This is a genomic window from Faecalibacter sp., assembly GCF_057177045.1.
In genome coordinates, this window is the sequence record NZ_CM169987.1 from 398,388 (window position 1) to 416,600 (window position 18,213).

The window sequence follows — 18,213 nt, forward strand, 5'->3', positions numbered from 1 at the left end:
TTGACAATTTTGTTGAACTTTTTTGTTGAATCAACCCTTTGATAATCAGTCTTATGTGAATTTTAAAGGATTGTAAGTTTAAATTTTCAATAGAATTGCAATAAATAGATGACGATTTTGGCACAGAAATAGTATTAAGGTTAATGTCTTTAATATATTTTAATATAAAGGTTATGAAATTAATACGATTTACGCTTTTAGGTTTAGTATTTACTACAGCATTAGTATCTGGTGTAAATGCACAAGAGAGAGGAAGAGGAGAGCAAAGGCGAGAATCTTCAAGACCTGCACACGAAATGAGATCAACTCCATCACGTAATGAGAGAAGTTCTCAACGCGTTGAACGTCCACAACGAGAGGTTCAAAATCATCGTGTCGAACGACCTACACCCAATAGAGGTCGTGTAGAAACTGTACGTCATCAACCCGAGGTAAGCAAACCGAAGGATAATCACCGTGTGATTCAACGTCCAGATCAACGCCATACTCAGAAGATTGAAAATCGTAGTCCGCAACGTATAGACAATCATACTGTTCGTAGAGAACCTATAAGAATAGATCATCGTAAACATAACACGCATTATAGTTATAGTAAACCGATTCATAATTTTGACAAACGTCATTATGATACGTATCGTTATAATAATATGAGTTTCTATGGTCGTGATGGAATATTCTATAGACATTATAACAACAATTATGTACGTTTTATGCCACCCATCGGATTTAGAATTAATATTTTACCCGTAGGTTCAATTACCATCAATATTGGAAATCGTCCATATTATTTCTACGAAGGCGTTTATTATGAAAGAAGAAATTCTTCTTATTATGTCGCAGAACCACCATTGGGAGCAATAGTATATGCTTTACCAAGTGGATATGAACGAATCGATTATAATGGAGAATATTTGTACGAATTTGCAGGCGTACTATACGATAAAATATACCACAGAGGTGAACGAGTTTATCAGGTGGTTGGTTATTTAAGTTAAGCATTTTTCGCTTATTGGTTGGATAAAGAAAAACCCAGTACATGAGATGTACTGGGTTTTTTGATGTAGCGAAGAGCAGAATCGAACTGCCGACCTCAGGGTTATGAATCCTGCGCTCTAACCATCTGAGCTACCTCGCCATTTTCTTTGGTTTGCAAATATAAATACTTTTTAAAATATTCGCAAAGTTATATTTCATTTTTCTTTGGAAAATTCATTTCATTTTATATCTTGCGACCACAATAAATAAGAATTATGCCAAGAAAGAAATATCAAATTGAGTTTTCAATTAACGCTTCTCCTTCGTTGCTATATAACTATATCTCAAATCCTTCTGGATTATCAGAATGGTTTGCTAACAATGTAAATTCAAGAGGTGAGAAATATACATTTATTTGGGATGGACAAGAAGATTCTGCCTTTTTAATGAAATCGAAACAAGATTCTTATGTTCGTTTTCAATGGGAAGATGATGAAGACACAAAATATTTCTTCGAATTAACGATCGTTGTAGACGAATTAACAAATGATGTTTCGATTGTTATTACCGATTTTGCGGACGAGGATGAAATTGAAGAATCAAAAGAATTGTGGGAAAGCCAAATTGAAGATCTTAAAAAAGTTTTAGGATCTAAATAAGAAAATCAGACTTAATACTACTGTTTTGAAAATAAATGTTGGGGGATTAATCGTAGAAAAAGTAAATGCAACTGTTTCGATTCAAAACAGAGCATTTTTTAACGGAGATTCGGTTAAAGAAGTTTTACGTGTTGTACATGGTGAAATTGTGGATTGGGAAGATCATTATTTTAATTTAATGGCCTCAATGCGAATTTTTCGTATGAATATTCCATTATCTTTTACACCAGAATTTTTCCAAGAACAAATTCATCAAGTGATAAAAGCGAATGAGGTGACAAATGGTAAAATAACTTTTTTTGTCTACCGTCAAGCGAATGAACATTTAGTTGATGCTTCTATTGATTACATCGTACGAGTTGATCCTTGCGAAAACGCTTGGGAATATTATAATCAACCGTCTGAAATTGATGTATATAAAGATTATGCCATCAATCCATCCTTCTATGCATTAGTGAATGCACAAAAACCTGAAGAATATATTGCTGAAATTTACCAGTTAGAGAACGATTATGCGGATTTGATTTTACTAAATCCAAATAAGCGAATGGCTCGAACATTAAAAGGGAGTATATATATTCTGAAAGATGGAATCATTAAAACACCAAAAGCGGAAGAAGGAGTTATTACCAGTGTTATGCGTAATAACTTTATCAAAAAATTAAAACAAAGTGATTCTTATGAAGTAGAGGAAATAGAAATATTTCCATTTGAGATTCAAAAAGCAGATGAACTATTTGTTTTAATCGATGGTGAGGGGATTTTATCGATTACTCAAAACAGAAAAAAAATATACACAACAACTGAAACCGAAAAATTATTTCATCAATTTTTCATTTGATTTTAGTTCAGTGAAGGGTCTAAGGGGGTGTTTAACCATATCAGGTTATCGCCCCCTAATTTTTTCATCACACTTTTCCATAATTGATGATCATGAGGTCTGAAAATATCAATGGAGTGCTCCGGGAGAATATCCCATTCGTTATATTTTTCAATTTCTGTTTCCAATTGATTCTTTGCCCAACCAGTATATCCCAAAAAGAATTTTATTTCTTTCGAAGTGATTTCACCCGATTTCATGTGACGTTCAACATCTTCAAAATTTCCTGACCAGAAAAGATTTTTAGCGATGGGTAGACTATTTCGAATCAAATCCGGTCTTTGATGAATATAATAAATGTTTTTCTTATCGACTGGGCCGCCTTCATAGACCATATCTTCAATCGGTAAATCTTTTGCTAAAAGACGCATCGGAACCTCAAGCGATCGGTTGATGATAAAACCAACCGTGCCATTTTCATGGGTTTCGGTGATTAAGATGACTGATCGATTAAAAATATCAATGTTTAATGACGGTCGAGCAACTAATATCGCTCCTTTTTTTATACTTTTGATGGACATATAAGGGAGAATAAATGAAACACTGTTCTTCTTACCAAGACTAAAAATAATAAAATATTATGAAAGAGGATTTATCTTACCACCGTAAATCGTACGAAAAAAAATCAATGAAATTTGATGATTTAAAGGAAAATCCAATTGAACAGTTTCGCGATTGGTTTTTACAAGCGGAAGAATGTGATGGGGTAGATGAAGCAAATGCCATGTCTATCTCTACCATTGGATTGGATGGATATCCACGAACACGAGTTGTTTTATTAAAACGATTTACAGATGAGGGATTCATATTTTATACCAATTACAACAGTCAAAAAGGCGAATCCATATTGGCAAACCCTAAAGTATCCCTTTCATTCTTCTGGCCATTTTTAGAACAACAAATTATCATCAAAGGAATCGCAGAAAAAACATCTGAGAATACATCCGATGGATATTTTGATACACGCCCAAGAGGAAGTCAAATCGGGGCATGGGTCTCAAAACAAAGTCGTGTAATAGATGAACATGAAGATTTAGAAGCGGAAGTAAAAAATTTAGAAACAAAATATGAAGGGCAAGATATTCCTCGACCAGAACATTGGGGAGGATTTTTAATCCGTCCTGTAGAAATTGAATTTTGGCAAGGTCGCCCGAACCGTTTACACGATCGTGTTCGATATGTCTTACAAGAAGATTATGATTGGAAAAAGGAACGTTTAGCCCCTTAATCTGAAAGCTATAAAATAGAAAACCCACTTCTAAGGAAGTGGGTTTTTTTTATGATCTAATCGTTTCGATTATTTCTTTTTCTTTTTTGTATCAACTGCTTCAGATAATTCTGATCCAGCTTTGAATTTTGCTACTGTTTTAGCAGCAATTTTGATTTCTTTTTTAGTTTGTGGGTTGATACCAGTTCTTGCAGCTCTTTCAGATGTTGAGAATGTACCAAATCCTACTAATGCAACTTTGTCTCCAGAAGCTAAAGCTTTTGTTACATTTTCAGTGAATGAATTTAATGCTTTTTTTGCAGCTTCTTTAGAGATACCAGCGTCAGCTGCGATAGCGTCAATAAGTTCTGATTTGTTCATAGTCGTAACTTTTTTATAATTAATTTATACACAAATATACTCTTTCCCTTTATTTGTGCAAGTTTACAAGCCTAAAAAATTCATTGAAACTAAAAAAAAAATCAATTTTTTAAAGGATTTAGAATTATTTGACAAAAATTTTAGAATCCGATTGGCTTCCATTAATAAAATCTTTGGCATTCATTCTTCTTTTGCCTTCAGGCTGTAATTCTAAGATTTCATACATTCCATCATTCAAATGAACATATAAATTATTTTTCGTACGAACCAATTCAAATAATTCACCTGTGACTTCTAAATCTGTTTTTAAACCCGCATATATTTTTAAATTTTTATACTGGTCCTCTGAACCATAGGTCGTCCAAGCACATGGATAAGGAGATAATCCTCTGATTTTATTATGAATGGTACTCATGGATTGATTCCAATCGATTTTACAATCTTCTTTAAAGATCTTTGGTGCATGCTTCAATTCAATGGTTTCGTCTTGCGGATGAGGTTTTAATTCATCTTTTTCTAATCCATCCAATGTTTTCACGACTAAACGCGCTCCAATTTCCATCAATTGATCATGAATAACGCCTACAGAATCATTTTGACCAATCGCAATTTCATCGGCTAATAATATGTTTCCCGTATCGATTGCTTCATCAATTAAAAATGTCGTTACACCGGTTTTGGTATCTCCATTCATTACCGCCCAATTGATTGGGGCAGCACCACGGTATTGTGGTAATAAAGATCCGTGTAAGTTAAATGTTCCTTTTGAAGGCATAGACCAAACCGCTTTTGGTAGCATACGGAAAGCAACGACTACAAACACATCAGCATTTAGTGCCTTTAACTCGGCTAAGAAATTTTCATCTCTTAACTTTTCAGGCTGTAAAACAGGTAAGTTATGCTCTAAGGCATATTTTTTTACATCGGATATGTTCAATTTCTGTCCACGACCGGCAGGCTTATCAGCTACAGTAACTACACCTACGACTTCGTGTTCACTATTGGTATGGATTTCGTTTAAAGAAGCCGTGGCAAAACCAGGCGTTCCCATAAAAACTACGCGCATATATTAAGTAATTATTTGATTTTATATCGATCTAAACCTTGCACCTCGATTTTAGAGTCATCGATGAGTTGTTGTAAGATTTGGGTGATCATTTCTTTTGGCGAAGTTATGAATTTCGTAAGAATTTCTTCGTTTGATTTTTCTCCAGTTGCAATAAATGCGTAGAGTTTTGATTTTAAATCAGCCCTTTTTTTCTTTTTTTGACATACATCACAATGGCCACAATTTTCTGTCGATTTTTCATTAAAATAGGCTAAGAGCATACGTTCACGACAATTTTCCGTTTGTTCGGCATAGTAGCCTACAGCTTGTAAACGTTTCCATTGGGAGATTTGTATGTTTTCAAAAATTGTCCAAAGTTTATTGGAGAATAAAGCTTCTTCTCGCGGAACTAAGAATCGAAAACGAGCCAAATAACGATCAGAATATTCGAGAATCTGTCTCTCTTTTAACTCATGAATTTTTTGACGTACTTCAGTAATACTTTCTCCAATCTCATAACTGATTCGTCCTTCACTAATTTCACGATGTTGCATGAAAATTCCAGGGGAGGTACGTTGTAAAAAATCAAGGATAGGATGATTCATTCGATCTGCAGTTTGCGGACTAATGTTAATTTTTAAAGTGCTTTGTTGTGCAAAATTCTTTTGATAGATGACGCCTTGAGTGTTTAAGAAATCGAGGAACATCACCATCGTTTTTGCATTAATTTTATATTTTTCTGAAAAACTAGGGATATCTAACGTATAGTCTAAATTGTGCAATTCCCCTTCGCCAATAATTAAATGGCTAAACAGCGCATTGGCGATGCGTAGAAATTCTTTCTTTGAAGGTAAATTGGCCTTGAAAATATTTTCCGCATGGATTTGATCTTCTTTTTGATACAAATAGATCCCTCTAGCTTTTAAACCATCGCGTCCTGCACGTCCTACTTCTTGATAGTATGATTCGATACTAGGCGGTAAATCCATATGAAAAACAGAACGGACATTGGCCTTATCAATCCCCATTCCAAACGCATTGGTTGCCACCATGACTTGGGTATCGCTTGCTGTCCAATGGTTTTGGCGTTGTTCTTTTTCTTCTTTGGATAATTTAGCATGAAAATAATTGGCATCAATCTGATGACGCAATAAAAATTCAGCGATTTCCTGCGTTTGTTTTCGATTTCGGGCAAAGATAATTGCACTTTCTTTTCGTACTTTAAAATAACGCAGCAGGTCGCCTAGTTTATCTTGTGAGGGTACCACATGATAAGATAGATTCTCTCTTTTTAATGTGGATTGAAACACTTGGGGTTCAAACAATTGTAATTTTTGTATAATTTCTTGTTTGATCAGTTGAGTCGCAGTTGCGGTCAGGGCTAAAATTGGAACACTTGGAAAGACCTGTTTAATGCGAGCGATTTTATGATAAGCTGGTCTAAAATCATGTCCCCATTCCGAAATACAGTGTGCCTCATCAATGGCAATTAAGGATAATAAAATGGAACGTAAATGTTCAATAAAGATGGTGCTCTGCAAACGTTCTGGCGAAACATATAAGATCTTTACATTCCCTTTTTTTGTTTCATCTAAGATTTGAGTGATTTCATGTTGATTGAATTCACTTGAAATTAACTCCGCAGGTATTCCATTGGATTTTAGTTGATTGACTTGATCCTTCATTAAAGCAATCAAGGGCGAAATCACCAATGTTACGCCAGGAAATAACAAAGCTGGAATTTGATAACACAATGATTTTCCACCTCCTGTTGGAAGAACAGCTACTGTGTCTGTTCGGTTCAATACAGAGGTGATAATTTCTTCTTGAGGTGATCTAAATTCCTCGAATCCCCAATATTTATTTAAGATCTCTTTTGCTGTCAAATCGTGGTAGCTTTTGGTAAAAATAAGGCATTTCAACGACATATAATGTCAGTTGATTTATTTTTTAAAGGTCCATCGTAATGCTTTTTCTTTGGTAGCTCTAAAAATAGTATTATGCTTTTCATAGGGTTCATCCGAATATTGCCAAACTAAATTGGAATTTGGTTGATTTTTTAAATTCTGAGCTAATTGTTGAGTATATGGATTAATATCACTCGTACTTGAACCCGCAAACCATAACCGTACAGTTCTATTTTGGGAGAAATTCATCTTGTTTGAAGACTTCTTTACTAAAAATTGATTATTCCACCATAAGGAAGGGTCAAAAACAATATAATCATCGAATAAATCAGGTTGATCAAGTAATGTTTCTATTACAAATAACCCAGCAACGGACTCCCCAATTATACCTCTTCGTGCATTTGTTTTATATTTTTGATTGATAAGAGGAATTAATTCATCTGCGATAAAAGACCTGAAATGAGATGATCCACCAACCTTAGGCGCTATTTTTTTGTCTTTTTTTACTTGGGTAAAACCCGTAAGATCACGCCTTCTTTCAGTATTCTCAATGCCAACTAAAATTATTGGTATGATTTGATCTGTCTTTATCAAATGAGCAATCGTATTGGCGAGATGAGGGAAATCTTCATTTATTCCACCGTCTAACATGTATAAAACAGGATAAGTATGCGGTGTAGTGGAATAATGCTCTGGTGTCCAAATCGTGATTACTCTCTTTTCGTTTAATTTCTTTGAAAAGATTTCTATCGTTTGATAATCTGGAATTGCATCCTGAGCATTAATATGACTGTTTGCAACAAATAGAAAAAGGATAATATTTATAAAAAATTTAATCATAGGTAAGTATTTGGATATGATAAAATTAACTCTAATTTAGAACAAAGTCAATCCTTAGCAGTTATTATTAAAATTCGAATATGAAAATGATCCGTATAATCATATGGCTGTTTCCTTTTATCATCTTCGCGAAAGAGGAAAAAATTATGCATTTGTTGGAGAATTGATTGATAGAAGAGTAGAGTAGATGTTCAAGTACATTATACGTTTAATGAAGACACATCTCCCGTTTAGTTTAATCAAATGATTGTTGTAAAATATAAAATCATTTTTTATATCCTGATACGCATTTTGAAATCAATTCAAATGGGCCATCTTTTTGAAAAGAAATGATATTTATGATTTTGCAGAAGTGAGAATTAAAAAGATAAATAGCCAACTCCTATGGAGTTGGCTATTTGAATTTTATGCTGTAATTCCTTCTAGTAGAAATAAGAAAGCATCTTCTTTTGCATCTTCCTTTAAGGATTCGAAACGACCAGAAGCACCACCGTGCCCTGTATCCATATTGGTATCTAAAAGTAATATATTGTTGTCAGTTTTTAACTCACGTAATTTAGCTACCCATTTCGCTGGTTCCCAATATTGAACTTGAGAATCGTGTAACCCAGTTGAAACATACATATTTGGATAAGCTTTAGCTTCAACATTATCATAAGGCGAATACTCTTTCATATAGAAATAGTATTCTTCTTCATTTGGATTTCCCCATTCGTCGTATTCTCCCGTTGTTAATGGAATTGTATCATCTAACATTGTTGTTACCACATCCACAAAAGGAACTTGGGCAACGATTCCGTTGAATAATGTAGGTTCGTAATTAATAACAGCTCCCATTAATAAACCACCGGCAGAACCACCCATTCCGTATAAGTGTGGAGTAGAAGTATAGCCTTTTTCAATCAAGTATTTCGCACAATCAATGTAATCGAAGAATGTATTTTTCTTGTCTAACATTTTTCCATCTTCGTACCATTCACGTCCTAAATATTGTCCACCACGGATGTGTGCAATAGCGTAAACAAATCCACGATCCAATAAACTTAAACGAACAGAACTAAAGTTAGGTTCAATCGTATAACCATAAGATCCATAAGCGTATAATAATAAAGGTGTATCCGCAGATAACTTAGTATCTTTGTGATGCACTAAAGAAATTGCAACTTTTTCACCATCACGTGCTTCTGCCCATATACGTTCAGATACATAATTGTCTTTGTTAAAATCACCTAAAACTTCTTGTTCTTTTTTTACTTCGAACGTTTTGTCCTTCATATTGAAATCAATGACTGAAGTAGGAGTAGTTAATGATGTATACCCATAACGTAAGATATCGGTATCAAAATCTGGATTTGTACCAACACCTGCAGTGTACGTTTCCTCGTTGAAAGGCAAATAATAATCTTCCGATCCGTCCCATGCTTTAATGTTCATTTGCATTAAACCATTTGTACGTTCTTCAATCACCAAATAGTTTTTGAAAATTTCAAAACCTTCGATAAATGTTTCCTCGCGATGTGGTATAACTTCAACCCAATTTTCTTGTTCAGTTGCTTCAACTGAAGTTTTCATTAACTTGAAGTTGAAAGCATCATCTTTGTTGGTTTGAATGTAAAATTCATTTCCAAAATGTTCAATTGAATATTCTAAATCACGCTCACGTTCTTGGAAAATTTTAAATTCAGCATCAGGAGTATTAGACGAAATAAAACGGTATTCGTCTGACACAGTTGAAGAAGAACCAATAATGATATATTCTCTTGATTTTGATTTATATACATAAACAGAGAATGTTTCATCTTTTTCTTCAAATACCAAAACATCCTCTTCTTGAGATGTTCCTAATTTGTGTTTCCAAATTTGGTAAGCACGTAATGTCTCGTCTTTTCTTGTGTAGAATAACGTTTTGTTGTCCGCAGCCCAAACTGAACCTCCTGTTGTATTCTCGATTTTATCCCCTAAAATTTCACCTGTGGTTAAATCTTTGATTTGGATGGTATAAATTCGACGAGAAACGTTGTCTACTCCAAAAGAACATAAGCGATTATCTGGTGAAACAGATAAGCCACTTAAATGATAATACGCATGACCTGCAGCCATGGGATTCACATCAAATAAGATTTCATCTTCGTTGGCTAACGTATCTTTGCGACGTTTATGGATAGGGTATTCTTTTCCTTTTTGAAATTCTGTTAAATACCAATACCCATTGATTTTATAAGGGACAGAAGAATCATCTTCTTTAATGCGCGATTTCATTTCTTCAAATAATTTCGCTTGAAGTTCTTCTGTAGGTTTTAAAACAAATTCAGTGTATTTGTTTTCTTCTTCTAAATACGAAATCACTTCGGGATTTTCGCGTTCATTTAACCAATAATAGTTATCGATGCGTACATCTCCGTGTTTTTCTAATTTCTTTTCTATCTTTTTAGCAACCGGTGCTTGCATAGTCATATTTTTAAAAGTGCAAATTTAGAGCTTTTTTATTTGCTCTTAAATTCAGTTTTAGTCCAAGTTTCGTTTCCAGTTTTAAACTCAATGAACAGATTTTGCCCCTCGACATAACCAAGGGTATTGTAGTTTCCTTGATCAGAAAGAACTTCAACATGCATAACTTTATCTTTACTCGATGGATACAGCATGGCGATTACTTTTTGTTTCTGTACATCCATTAATTGCGCTTTGGTTTTAGAAAGTTCAATTAATTGATAAGTACTCCCTTTAGAGTCAAATAAGTATGCTGTATTTTTCAGGTTAGATGAATTAATGGGGATTTTTATTTCTCCATTGACTTCTTCTGTCACCGAGCTTGTTTCAGTGTTTTTAAAACTCGTTTTTGTGGGAACTTTAGCATTTTGTAAAGGCAATTTATTCATTGCAAGATGTAATGCATCTTGGTAACCTTTTTCAAAATCTTTTATTTTTGATGCTCCATGATATTCTGAGCGAATTTGTTGATGACAATCCGTAAACACTACATTCAATTTATTTTGAAATGAACTTTTAACCGCTTGAATATCTGCTCGAAGTGCTAAACATTGATCTTGTGTGATCTCAAGCGGAATATTCGTCGCATTTTCTACCACAATTTCATATTTCTTTTTACGCAATAAGGTTTTTAAAAGTGTATTTAACTGATAATCTTCTTTTTCAAAATCTTTAAATGATTCAGGAACAATAATATATTTGTAATCTGATGTTGATTGTGCTTTACCAACGCTAAGCGCACAAAGGAAAAGGCCGGCTAATATTTTCTTCATCTTATTTGAATAATAATTTCACTTCTTTCCAAGTATTTCCTTCTACCACTTCATAAGAAATTCCATTATTATTTTGATATCCAATGGTATGAAGATTCTCAGCCATAACGTGAACACGATACACGTTAGGACGTAAAGTAGGTTCAAATCGGGCGATCACTTGTGTTCCATTTTCTGACATAATCATAAATCCACCGTTTTGTAAATCCACTTTTTGGAAAAGGGTTTTACCATCCGATAATTGATTCGTATTCATTACTGATGGAACGCTTTTTTGAGTAGCAATTTCTTTATTTTCAATGATCTCCGCTTGAACTTTATTCGGTTTTATATCGTTGGGAGCAATCGTTATTTCTTTTGGATGTGATACCGGTAATTTCTCTATCGCTTTATGAATAGCATCTTGGAACCCCGCTTCAAACTCTTTGATACGTGAATTACCTTCCATCGTAGCCACCACTGCATTTTGACAATTTTTGAATTCGACTTCAATACGATTGGTCATCATGGATTTGACACGTTTAGCATCGACAGTTAGCCCTAAACATGGATTTTGTCTTAAATCTTCAGGCCAATTGGCATTATTATATGAAATGGTTTTATAGTTCTTATCCTTAAGTAACTGATTTAAATGATTTTTAATTTTATATTCATTGTTTTCAAATCCTGTTAAATTTTGAGGAATGATAATGTAGTGATAATCGTTTACCTCTTGCGCTTGAGCGATCCCGATCGCCGATAATAATATGGTTGTGAAAAATGATTTCATTGGAATTGATTTTATGCTCAAATTTAAAGGATTTTATATGAATACGCAGTGGCGATCCCCTTAATCTTTAAATATATTTTCTTTAAGTTCTAGGGTAATTCTTTCCACCAGATGAGTGGATGAATTTCCAATGGCAAAAGTGTAAGTTCCCTTGTTTACTCTCCAATGTTGGTTTTTCCAATCAAAATCAGCGATTAAACGTGGATCAATTGCAAAATGAATGGTTTTCGATTCACCTGGTTGTAATTCTACTTTATCAAATGCCACTAATCTGAAACGATGGGGCTCATTCCATTTTTCTAAATATAATTGTGGCACCTCAGCGCCTTTCATCGCACCAGTATTCTTCACTGTTACACTAAACTGTAATTTATTTTTATGCTCAATTTTAAAATGAGATATTTCAAAATGAGTATAACTTAACCCATAACCAAAAGAAAACATGGGAGACAATTCACGGTTAGCGTACCATCGGTAACCTACGTCAGCACCTTCGTTATATATGATTGTGGTTGGAGTACCCCATGGTGTTCCTAGACCTGCTAATAATGGACGTGGGGTTTGATCTAAATCTGTTGGAAAAGTTAATGGTAATTTTCCAGAAGGATTTACTTGACCCGTTAAAATTTCAGCTATCGCTTGTGCGCCCCCTTGTCCTGGAAACCACGCTTGAAGTATAGCTTTTACCTTATCCTTCCAAGGCATATGGACAGCATTACCCGTCTGTAACACGACAATCGTATTGGGATTAACTTGAGCGATTTCATCAATCAATTGATCTTGACCTTGGGGTAACGATAAATCCACTAAATCAAAACCTTCGCCTTCCACGCGTGAACCAAAGGCAATGACAATGTCTGCCTGCTTGGCCCATAATTTAGCTTCAGCAATGGTGTAGCCAGGATCAAAATCGATGGTAGCATGGGGTAGTGCTCTTTGTAATTCGGAAAGGGGAGAAGTTGGAATCAAATATAATGTTCGTCCTCCACTCATTATTCCTGTACCTCCAATATTAATTTTTGCAGCATATCCACTTTCGGGTAAAACAGCTCCAGAACCGGATCCGCAATAAACTCCCAAATGGGCATTGCCTCCAATGACAGCAATTTTCATTTTTTTATTGGGATCCAAAGGAAGGATATTTTGATCGTTTTTGAGCAAAACCATTCCTTCTCTTGCGGTAGCCAATGCAATCTGATGATGAGCATTTGTATCGACCTTGATTTTCTCCTTCCAATCCATAACGCCAACAGCATACATAGCATATAAAATACGTTGGACCATATCGGATAATCTTTCTTTGGGCAAATGATCGTTTTGGTAGGCATGCCTTAACGAATCCGTAAAAGCTTCTGCTCCCCATTGCATGACATCCAATTGAATCCCAGATTCTTGATCTAAACCTTTTAACGCATAATCCCAACTGGGAACTGCCCCCAATCGGACATCACATATCCCTTGTATTTCCAATCCCTTTTCAGTAATTCATTTAATAAATAATGATTTCCACTGGCATATTCCCCATTGATTTTATTATATCCACCCATAATTGAACCAGGATTTGATTTTTCAATTGCGATTTAAAATGCCAATAAATCTGATTCTCGATGGGCTGCAGGATCAATGATAGCGTCCAACCAATGGCGATTGGTTTCATTTGAATTAAGAGAATAATGTTTTAGTGTTGAGATTACTTTTTGATGTTGAATTCCATTAACTGCTGCTGCTCCAAATAATGCCGTTCCCCATGGATCTTCTGAATAATATTCGTAATTGCGTCCATTTCGAACATCTCGTATCAAATTAATTCCACCGGCTAAAAGGACATTAAATCCTCTGATACGTGCTTCTTTTGCAATGGCTTCACCTACACGATATGCCAATATTGGATTAAAGGATGAACCCACCAAAATGGCGGAAGGCATAGCCGTTGCTCCTTTATCATTTGGGCGATATCCTGGATTGGTAACCCCCATACTAGCATCTGTACTTTGAAGGTTCGGTATCTTTTGCTTTTTTTTCAGCGAATGTATTTTGAGCATGAAGTGATAATGATACCATAAAGGTGAAAATTATGATCCCGTTGGATTTACGATGTACCATTCAATATGAAATTAGTTTTTGATGGTAGAAGGAGTGCATTAAAAATACAAAAATATTGTTGTCTTACCGTTGGTTCAATTAATATAAATTGAATATAAATAAACTTAAATTACTGATATAGAATGCGAAATTTGGTGTTTAATTTCTTATTTTAGAGAAAGTATAAAAAGAGAATCAATATGAGATTATTGGAAAATAAAGTGGCACTGGTCACAGGAGGCTCTTCGGGTATAGGTAAAGCAATTGCTGAGGCATATGCTAGAGAAGGCGCAAAAGTCGTGGTATCAGATATTGATGATGCGCGTGGACATCAAGTTGTCGAACAAATTGTAGCGAATGGAGGTATTGCATCTTATTTCCATGCCGATACGTCGACTGCCGAAGCGAATAAAGCGTTGGTAGACGAAACTCTTCGACTGTATGGAAAATTAGATATTGCTTGCAATAATGCTGGAATAGGTGGGTTAGCTGCGATAACTTCCGAATATACTTTAGAAGCTTGGAAGAAGGTGATTGATATCAATTTTAACGGGGTTTTCTATGGGTGTAAGTATCAATTGGAAGCCATGGAATCCAATGGAGGTGGTTCGATAATTAATATGGCATCGATTCACGGTACAGTTGCTGCACCGATGAGTTCTGCATATACCTCATCAAAACATGGAATCGTTGGGCTAACGAAAAATATTGGTGCAGAATATGGACCAAAGAATATTCGATGCAATGCCGTCGGACCAGGCTATATCAAGACACCTTTATTGGATCATAATTTGACACAAGAACAATTGAATTTTTTAATCACAAAACATCCTATGGGTCGACTAGGTGAGCCTGAGGAAGTTGCAGAATTAGTGCTTTTTCTGAGTTCTGATAAAGCTTCTTTTATGACAGGAGGTTATTATCTTGTAGATGGTGGATACACAGCAGTATAGCATTAATCATTATTTTTCTTTCTCGATTTAAGCGAGATTTAACCGATTAATCCTTAATTTTGCAAAAACGTAACACAACAAACAATGAAATTTTTTATCGATACAGCAAATTTAGCTGATATTAAAGAAGCTCAAGATTTAGGAGTATTAGATGGTGTAACAACCAATCCATCATTAATGGCAAAAGAAGGAATTGCAGGTACTGAAAATGTATTGAACCATTACAAAACGATTTGTGAATTAGTTGATGGAGATGTTTCTGCTGAGGTGATTGCAACAGACTTTGAAGGAATGGTAAAAGAAGGTGAAGCTTTAGCCGCTTTACATCCTCAAATTGTTGTAAAAATTCCAATGACTAAAGATGGAATCAAAGCTTGTAAATATTTTTCAAACAAAGGAATTCGTACGAATGTAACATTAGTTTTCTCTGTAGGACAAGCGTTATTAGCAGCGAAGGCAGGAGCTACTTATGTATCACCTTTTTTAGGTCGTTTAGATGATATTTCAATGGATGGTTTAAACTTAATTGAAGAAATTCGTGAAGTGTATGATAACTATTTATTTGAAACACAAATTTTAGCGGCTTCAGTGCGTCATACAATGCACATTGTGAATTGTGCTAAAATAGGAGCAGACGTTATGACAGGACCATTAGCGGCGATTTTAGGATTATTAAAACACCCTTTAACTGATTCTGGTTTAGCTCAATTTTTAGCAGATCACGCGAAAGCCAATTCATAATTCGTTTTCGGACTATACTACGCAAAAAGACAAGTTTATATATTTTTAAAGCCACTCTTAGGAGTGGCTTTTTTATTTGAATTTACATATCCAATAGTTAATGCTTCTGTACGATTATCAACTTTTTAGGATAGATAAGTTGGTTCAAATTAATCAATGTTATATAAAAAAAACCGAAGAACATCGTTCTTCGGTTTAAAGCTTTATTTCTATTGTAAATTTTATTTAATGACAATTTTTCGGTTAATTTCAAGTCCTTTGCCCACCACTTTTAGGATGAAAATTCCTTTGCTCGGCAATTTTATTTCAATTTTTGATTGTCCTTTAGCATACGAATTTTTTTGTACCATTTGACCATTCATGGTGTAAACGAATACTTGATCTATGGATTTCGATTGATTCTTTAATGCTATCACTGCCGATTGATAGTTTGTCGTAAAAACATCAATATCCGTTCGTGTTTGATAATCAAAATCGTTGGCGATTAAGTGACTTCCCCAAATTTGTTCAACAAATTCAGGATGATCGATGTAAGGATTTCTATTGCCTTGATATTGATAAACTAAATCATTAATATCCAATTCACGTTGAGAAACAGGATCTTGAATATGCCAAGTGATCAATTGACTTAAAAACTCATTTGAAATGGCTTGATTTCGTGAACCATCAAACATTACTTTTGAATTGCTTCGAGTTGTACGATAAAAATCGCCTAATAAATCTTCGTATCGAGTAGCGAAATAAAGAATTGCTCGCGCAATATCACCTTTAAATTCATCGATTGGTTCAACAACAGTAATGGAATTATCATAGATGTATTTCCCTTTTGTTGTCCCATTTAATGATTTGCAAGGCATATTGGTTGCTCCACTGTTGCATGGACTTGCTGCATTGCGATTGGTTACGTTTCCGAACGCAAAATTACTTCTCCATCCGTTTACTTTCCCATCTGTAGGCCATACATGAAATGCATCTGCTTTCATAGGACTCGTACGGTATTCATCAAAGAAAGATTGGGGTACTAAGTGTTCTCGATTAAAACCTCCACCTTCTTGACCTGCACCTAAAGAACTATTGGGATTATAATTGTATGGATCACGTCCGTCTGGATTTTCAGAATAGATATCCAAAACAGTATCATCGTTTTCGTAATATTTATCACGAAACCCGTTGATGGGAGAATTATCTTTGTATAAAACTTTTAAGCGATCATATCCTCTGTCGGTATGATTGGTTTTAATGATTGAATGCAATTGTGTTTTTAAAGTGTATCCCGAACCTGTTGCATTGTCATAATAACCATCTGGAGCTTGTGCATGTAGTGCTGGACCAAATGCAAAAAGTAGTAGTAAGCCGATTGATTTTTTCATGGTTATTTTATCACAACTTTTTTCGTTTCATCGATTTTATCTCCTTCAATTTTTAAGATATAAACTCCTTTAGGATTGTTTTTAATTTCGATGTTTCGTTGATTGCTGGCGTTATTAAAAACCTTATTTAATTGTCCGTTAGAAGAATAGATTGAAACTGTTTGAATTAAAGCATTTGCAGACTGAACTAAAATTGAAGAACCTTGTGTTGCTACTTTAATTTCGTTTGACTTTACAGTATAATCTACGTTTGATAAATTCCATAAATCTTGAGCTGCCGGACCTCCCCATATTAATGTAGCTAAATAAGGATTATCGATGAATGGATTACGATTTCCTTGTGCATAACCATTAGATCTATCACCTAAATATTCGTTACGTTGAATTTCAAGTTGAGAAACTGGATCTTCTGCGTTCCAACGTAAAAATAAATCAATCATATCATCTGGTGTATTGGCTGTACTACCGATTCCAACACGTGTAGGTATACATTGGTCTCCATAACGTAAATACATGTACATCATCATACGTGCAACATCTCCTTTCCATTCGTCTCCAGGATACCATCCATTTCCAACATTACGTGAAGTTCCAGATCCATCGGCGAATTTTAGATTTCCACGATTTGAATTTCGTTTTACATCTGAAGCACGTAAGTGGTGTGCATCAGCTCCTGGACCTGCTTGACCTAAATTTGGATTTCCTAAAGATTTGGCAAATGTATGCTCACGATTCCATTGTCCATTGTTTCCACCATTGTTATTTACACTATTGTAATACGCATCATCACCAGAAGAATTAGGATTATACCCATAGATTAATACCACACGGCTTGAATTTGTAGGGTCAAGATCCGTTACTTTTAAAGCATTCCATACATTCGAATAGCTTAACGTTTTTGTATGAGTTGCGGTAATTAATTGAGCTAATTCTTGCTTTAATGCTATCCCGCGTAAATTAAAGTTTATGCCATTATAGTAGGCTTGTTGAGCTGTTGCTACGATAGCCATCATAGCAAACAAAAGAGAGTAAAATTTTCTCATAATTATTAAAGAGTGAATTGTTTAGTTTTTAAAATTTTTAAAGGGCAACAAAGCTAATAAATTAATTTGATATGTTTTCTAATAATTTATTGTTGTTT

Annotated in this window: 17 protein-coding genes, 1 tRNA gene and 1 pseudogene; 6 read left to right on the forward strand and 13 right to left on the reverse strand. The window is 34.6% G+C overall.

Annotated elements, in window-relative coordinates; translation table 11 throughout:
• Nucleotides 1-173: 173 nt before the first annotated feature.
• Entirely contained in the window at nt 174-995 is an 822-nt protein-coding gene (locus AC1QSP_RS01810) for a DUF6515 family protein (RefSeq protein WP_484079518.1), read from the forward strand.
• A 66-nt stretch (nt 996-1,061) separates the two neighbouring features.
• Here AC1QSP_RS01810 and AC1QSP_RS01815 read toward each other — a convergent pair.
• Nucleotides 1,062-1,135: transfer RNA gene (locus tag AC1QSP_RS01815), tRNA-Met, on the reverse strand.
• A 115-nt stretch (nt 1,136-1,250) separates the two neighbouring features.
• On the opposite strand from AC1QSP_RS01815, the gene AC1QSP_RS01820 reads away from it, so the two are divergent.
• Nucleotides 1,251-1,634 (forward strand): START-like domain-containing protein, encoded by a 384-nt coding sequence (locus AC1QSP_RS01820; RefSeq protein ID WP_322970112.1) that lies wholly within the window; start codon nt 1,251-1,253, stop codon nt 1,632-1,634.
• Between the two features lie 25 nt (nt 1,635-1,659).
• Complete coding sequence (locus AC1QSP_RS01825) at nt 1,660-2,475, forward strand: aminotransferase class IV (protein ID WP_484079519.1); 816 nt, start codon at nt 1,660-1,662, stop codon at nt 2,473-2,475.
• A 2-nt stretch (nt 2,476-2,477) separates the two neighbouring features.
• Here the strand turns inward: AC1QSP_RS01825 and AC1QSP_RS01830 are convergent, their stop codons facing one another.
• Nucleotides 2,478-3,035 carry a YqgE/AlgH family protein gene (locus AC1QSP_RS01830; protein WP_484079520.1) on the reverse strand — a complete coding sequence of 186 codons (558 nt, stop codon included), beginning with the start codon at nt 3,033-3,035 and terminating at the stop codon, nt 2,478-2,480.
• A 59-nt stretch (nt 3,036-3,094) separates the two neighbouring features.
• Between AC1QSP_RS01830 and pdxH the strand changes: the two genes are divergently transcribed.
• Nucleotides 3,095-3,742 (forward strand): pyridoxamine 5'-phosphate oxidase, encoded by a 648-nt coding sequence (gene pdxH / locus AC1QSP_RS01835; RefSeq protein ID WP_484079521.1) that lies wholly within the window; start codon nt 3,095-3,097, stop codon nt 3,740-3,742.
• 69 nt (nt 3,743-3,811) lie between these two features.
• Here the strand turns inward: pdxH and AC1QSP_RS01840 are convergent, their stop codons facing one another.
• The 9 genes and pseudogenes from AC1QSP_RS01840 to AC1QSP_RS01880 form a co-directional block, all read right to left on the reverse strand.
• Nucleotides 3,812-4,102 (reverse strand): HU family DNA-binding protein, encoded by a 291-nt coding sequence (locus AC1QSP_RS01840; protein ID WP_322970106.1) that lies wholly within the window; start codon nt 4,100-4,102, stop codon nt 3,812-3,814.
• Nucleotides 4,103-4,226: 124 nt separating this feature from the next.
• On the reverse strand, nt 4,227-5,168 hold the full coding sequence (fmt, locus tag AC1QSP_RS01845; protein ID WP_484079522.1) for a methionyl-tRNA formyltransferase: 942 nt from the start codon (nt 5,166-5,168) through the stop codon (nt 4,227-4,229).
• A gap of 11 nt (nt 5,169-5,179) precedes the next feature.
• The gene (locus AC1QSP_RS01850; RefSeq protein ID WP_484079523.1) at nt 5,180-7,036 is read right to left on the reverse strand and encodes a RecQ family ATP-dependent DNA helicase; all 1,857 of its coding nucleotides are present in this window, start codon (nt 7,034-7,036) and stop codon (nt 5,180-5,182) included.
• Between the two features lie 57 nt (nt 7,037-7,093).
• Nucleotides 7,094-7,897, reverse strand: a complete 804-nt coding sequence (locus AC1QSP_RS01855) for an alpha/beta hydrolase (protein ID WP_484079524.1) — start codon at nt 7,895-7,897, stop codon at nt 7,094-7,096.
• Nucleotides 7,898-8,302: 405 nt separating this feature from the next.
• Nucleotides 8,303-10,345, reverse strand: coding sequence for a S9 family peptidase (locus AC1QSP_RS01860; protein WP_484080377.1), 2,043 nt, complete (start codon nt 10,343-10,345; stop codon nt 8,303-8,305).
• A 35-nt stretch (nt 10,346-10,380) separates the two neighbouring features.
• Complete coding sequence (locus AC1QSP_RS01865; protein ID WP_484079525.1) at nt 10,381-11,157, reverse strand: hypothetical protein; 777 nt, start codon at nt 11,155-11,157, stop codon at nt 10,381-10,383.
• Nucleotide 11,158: 1 nt separating this feature from the next.
• Entirely contained in the window at nt 11,159-11,926 is a 768-nt protein-coding gene (locus AC1QSP_RS01870; protein ID WP_484079526.1) for a hypothetical protein, read from the reverse strand.
• A gap of 60 nt (nt 11,927-11,986) precedes the next feature.
• Nucleotides 11,987-13,396 carry a glycoside hydrolase family 3 C-terminal domain-containing protein gene (locus tag AC1QSP_RS01875; RefSeq protein ID WP_484079527.1) on the reverse strand — a complete coding sequence of 470 codons (1,410 nt, stop codon included), beginning with the start codon at nt 13,394-13,396 and terminating at the stop codon, nt 11,987-11,989.
• Nucleotides 13,333-13,968 (reverse strand): annotated as a pseudogene (locus AC1QSP_RS01880) (glycoside hydrolase family 3 protein). The gene AC1QSP_RS01875 and the pseudogene AC1QSP_RS01880 overlap by 64 nt, the downstream one beginning before the upstream one ends.
• A gap of 240 nt (nt 13,969-14,208) precedes the next feature.
• On the opposite strand from AC1QSP_RS01880, the gene AC1QSP_RS01885 reads away from it, so the two are divergent.
• On the forward strand, nt 14,209-14,961 hold the full coding sequence (locus AC1QSP_RS01885) for an SDR family NAD(P)-dependent oxidoreductase (RefSeq protein ID WP_484079528.1): 753 nt from the start codon (nt 14,209-14,211) through the stop codon (nt 14,959-14,961).
• Nucleotides 14,962-15,045: 84 nt separating this feature from the next.
• Entirely contained in the window at nt 15,046-15,702 is a 657-nt protein-coding gene (fsa, locus tag AC1QSP_RS01890) for a fructose-6-phosphate aldolase (RefSeq protein ID WP_484079529.1), read from the forward strand.
• 221 nt (nt 15,703-15,923) lie between these two features.
• Here fsa and AC1QSP_RS01895 read toward each other — a convergent pair whose 3' ends face one another.
• Both AC1QSP_RS01895 and AC1QSP_RS01900 read right to left on the reverse strand, forming a co-directional pair.
• Entirely contained in the window at nt 15,924-17,072 is a 1,149-nt protein-coding gene (locus AC1QSP_RS01895; RefSeq protein WP_484079530.1) for an endonuclease, read from the reverse strand.
• Between the two features lie 2 nt (nt 17,073-17,074).
• Nucleotides 17,075-18,115, reverse strand: coding sequence for an endonuclease (locus AC1QSP_RS01900; protein ID WP_484079531.1), 1,041 nt, complete (start codon nt 18,113-18,115; stop codon nt 17,075-17,077).
• Nucleotides 18,116-18,213: the final 98 nt, after the last annotated feature.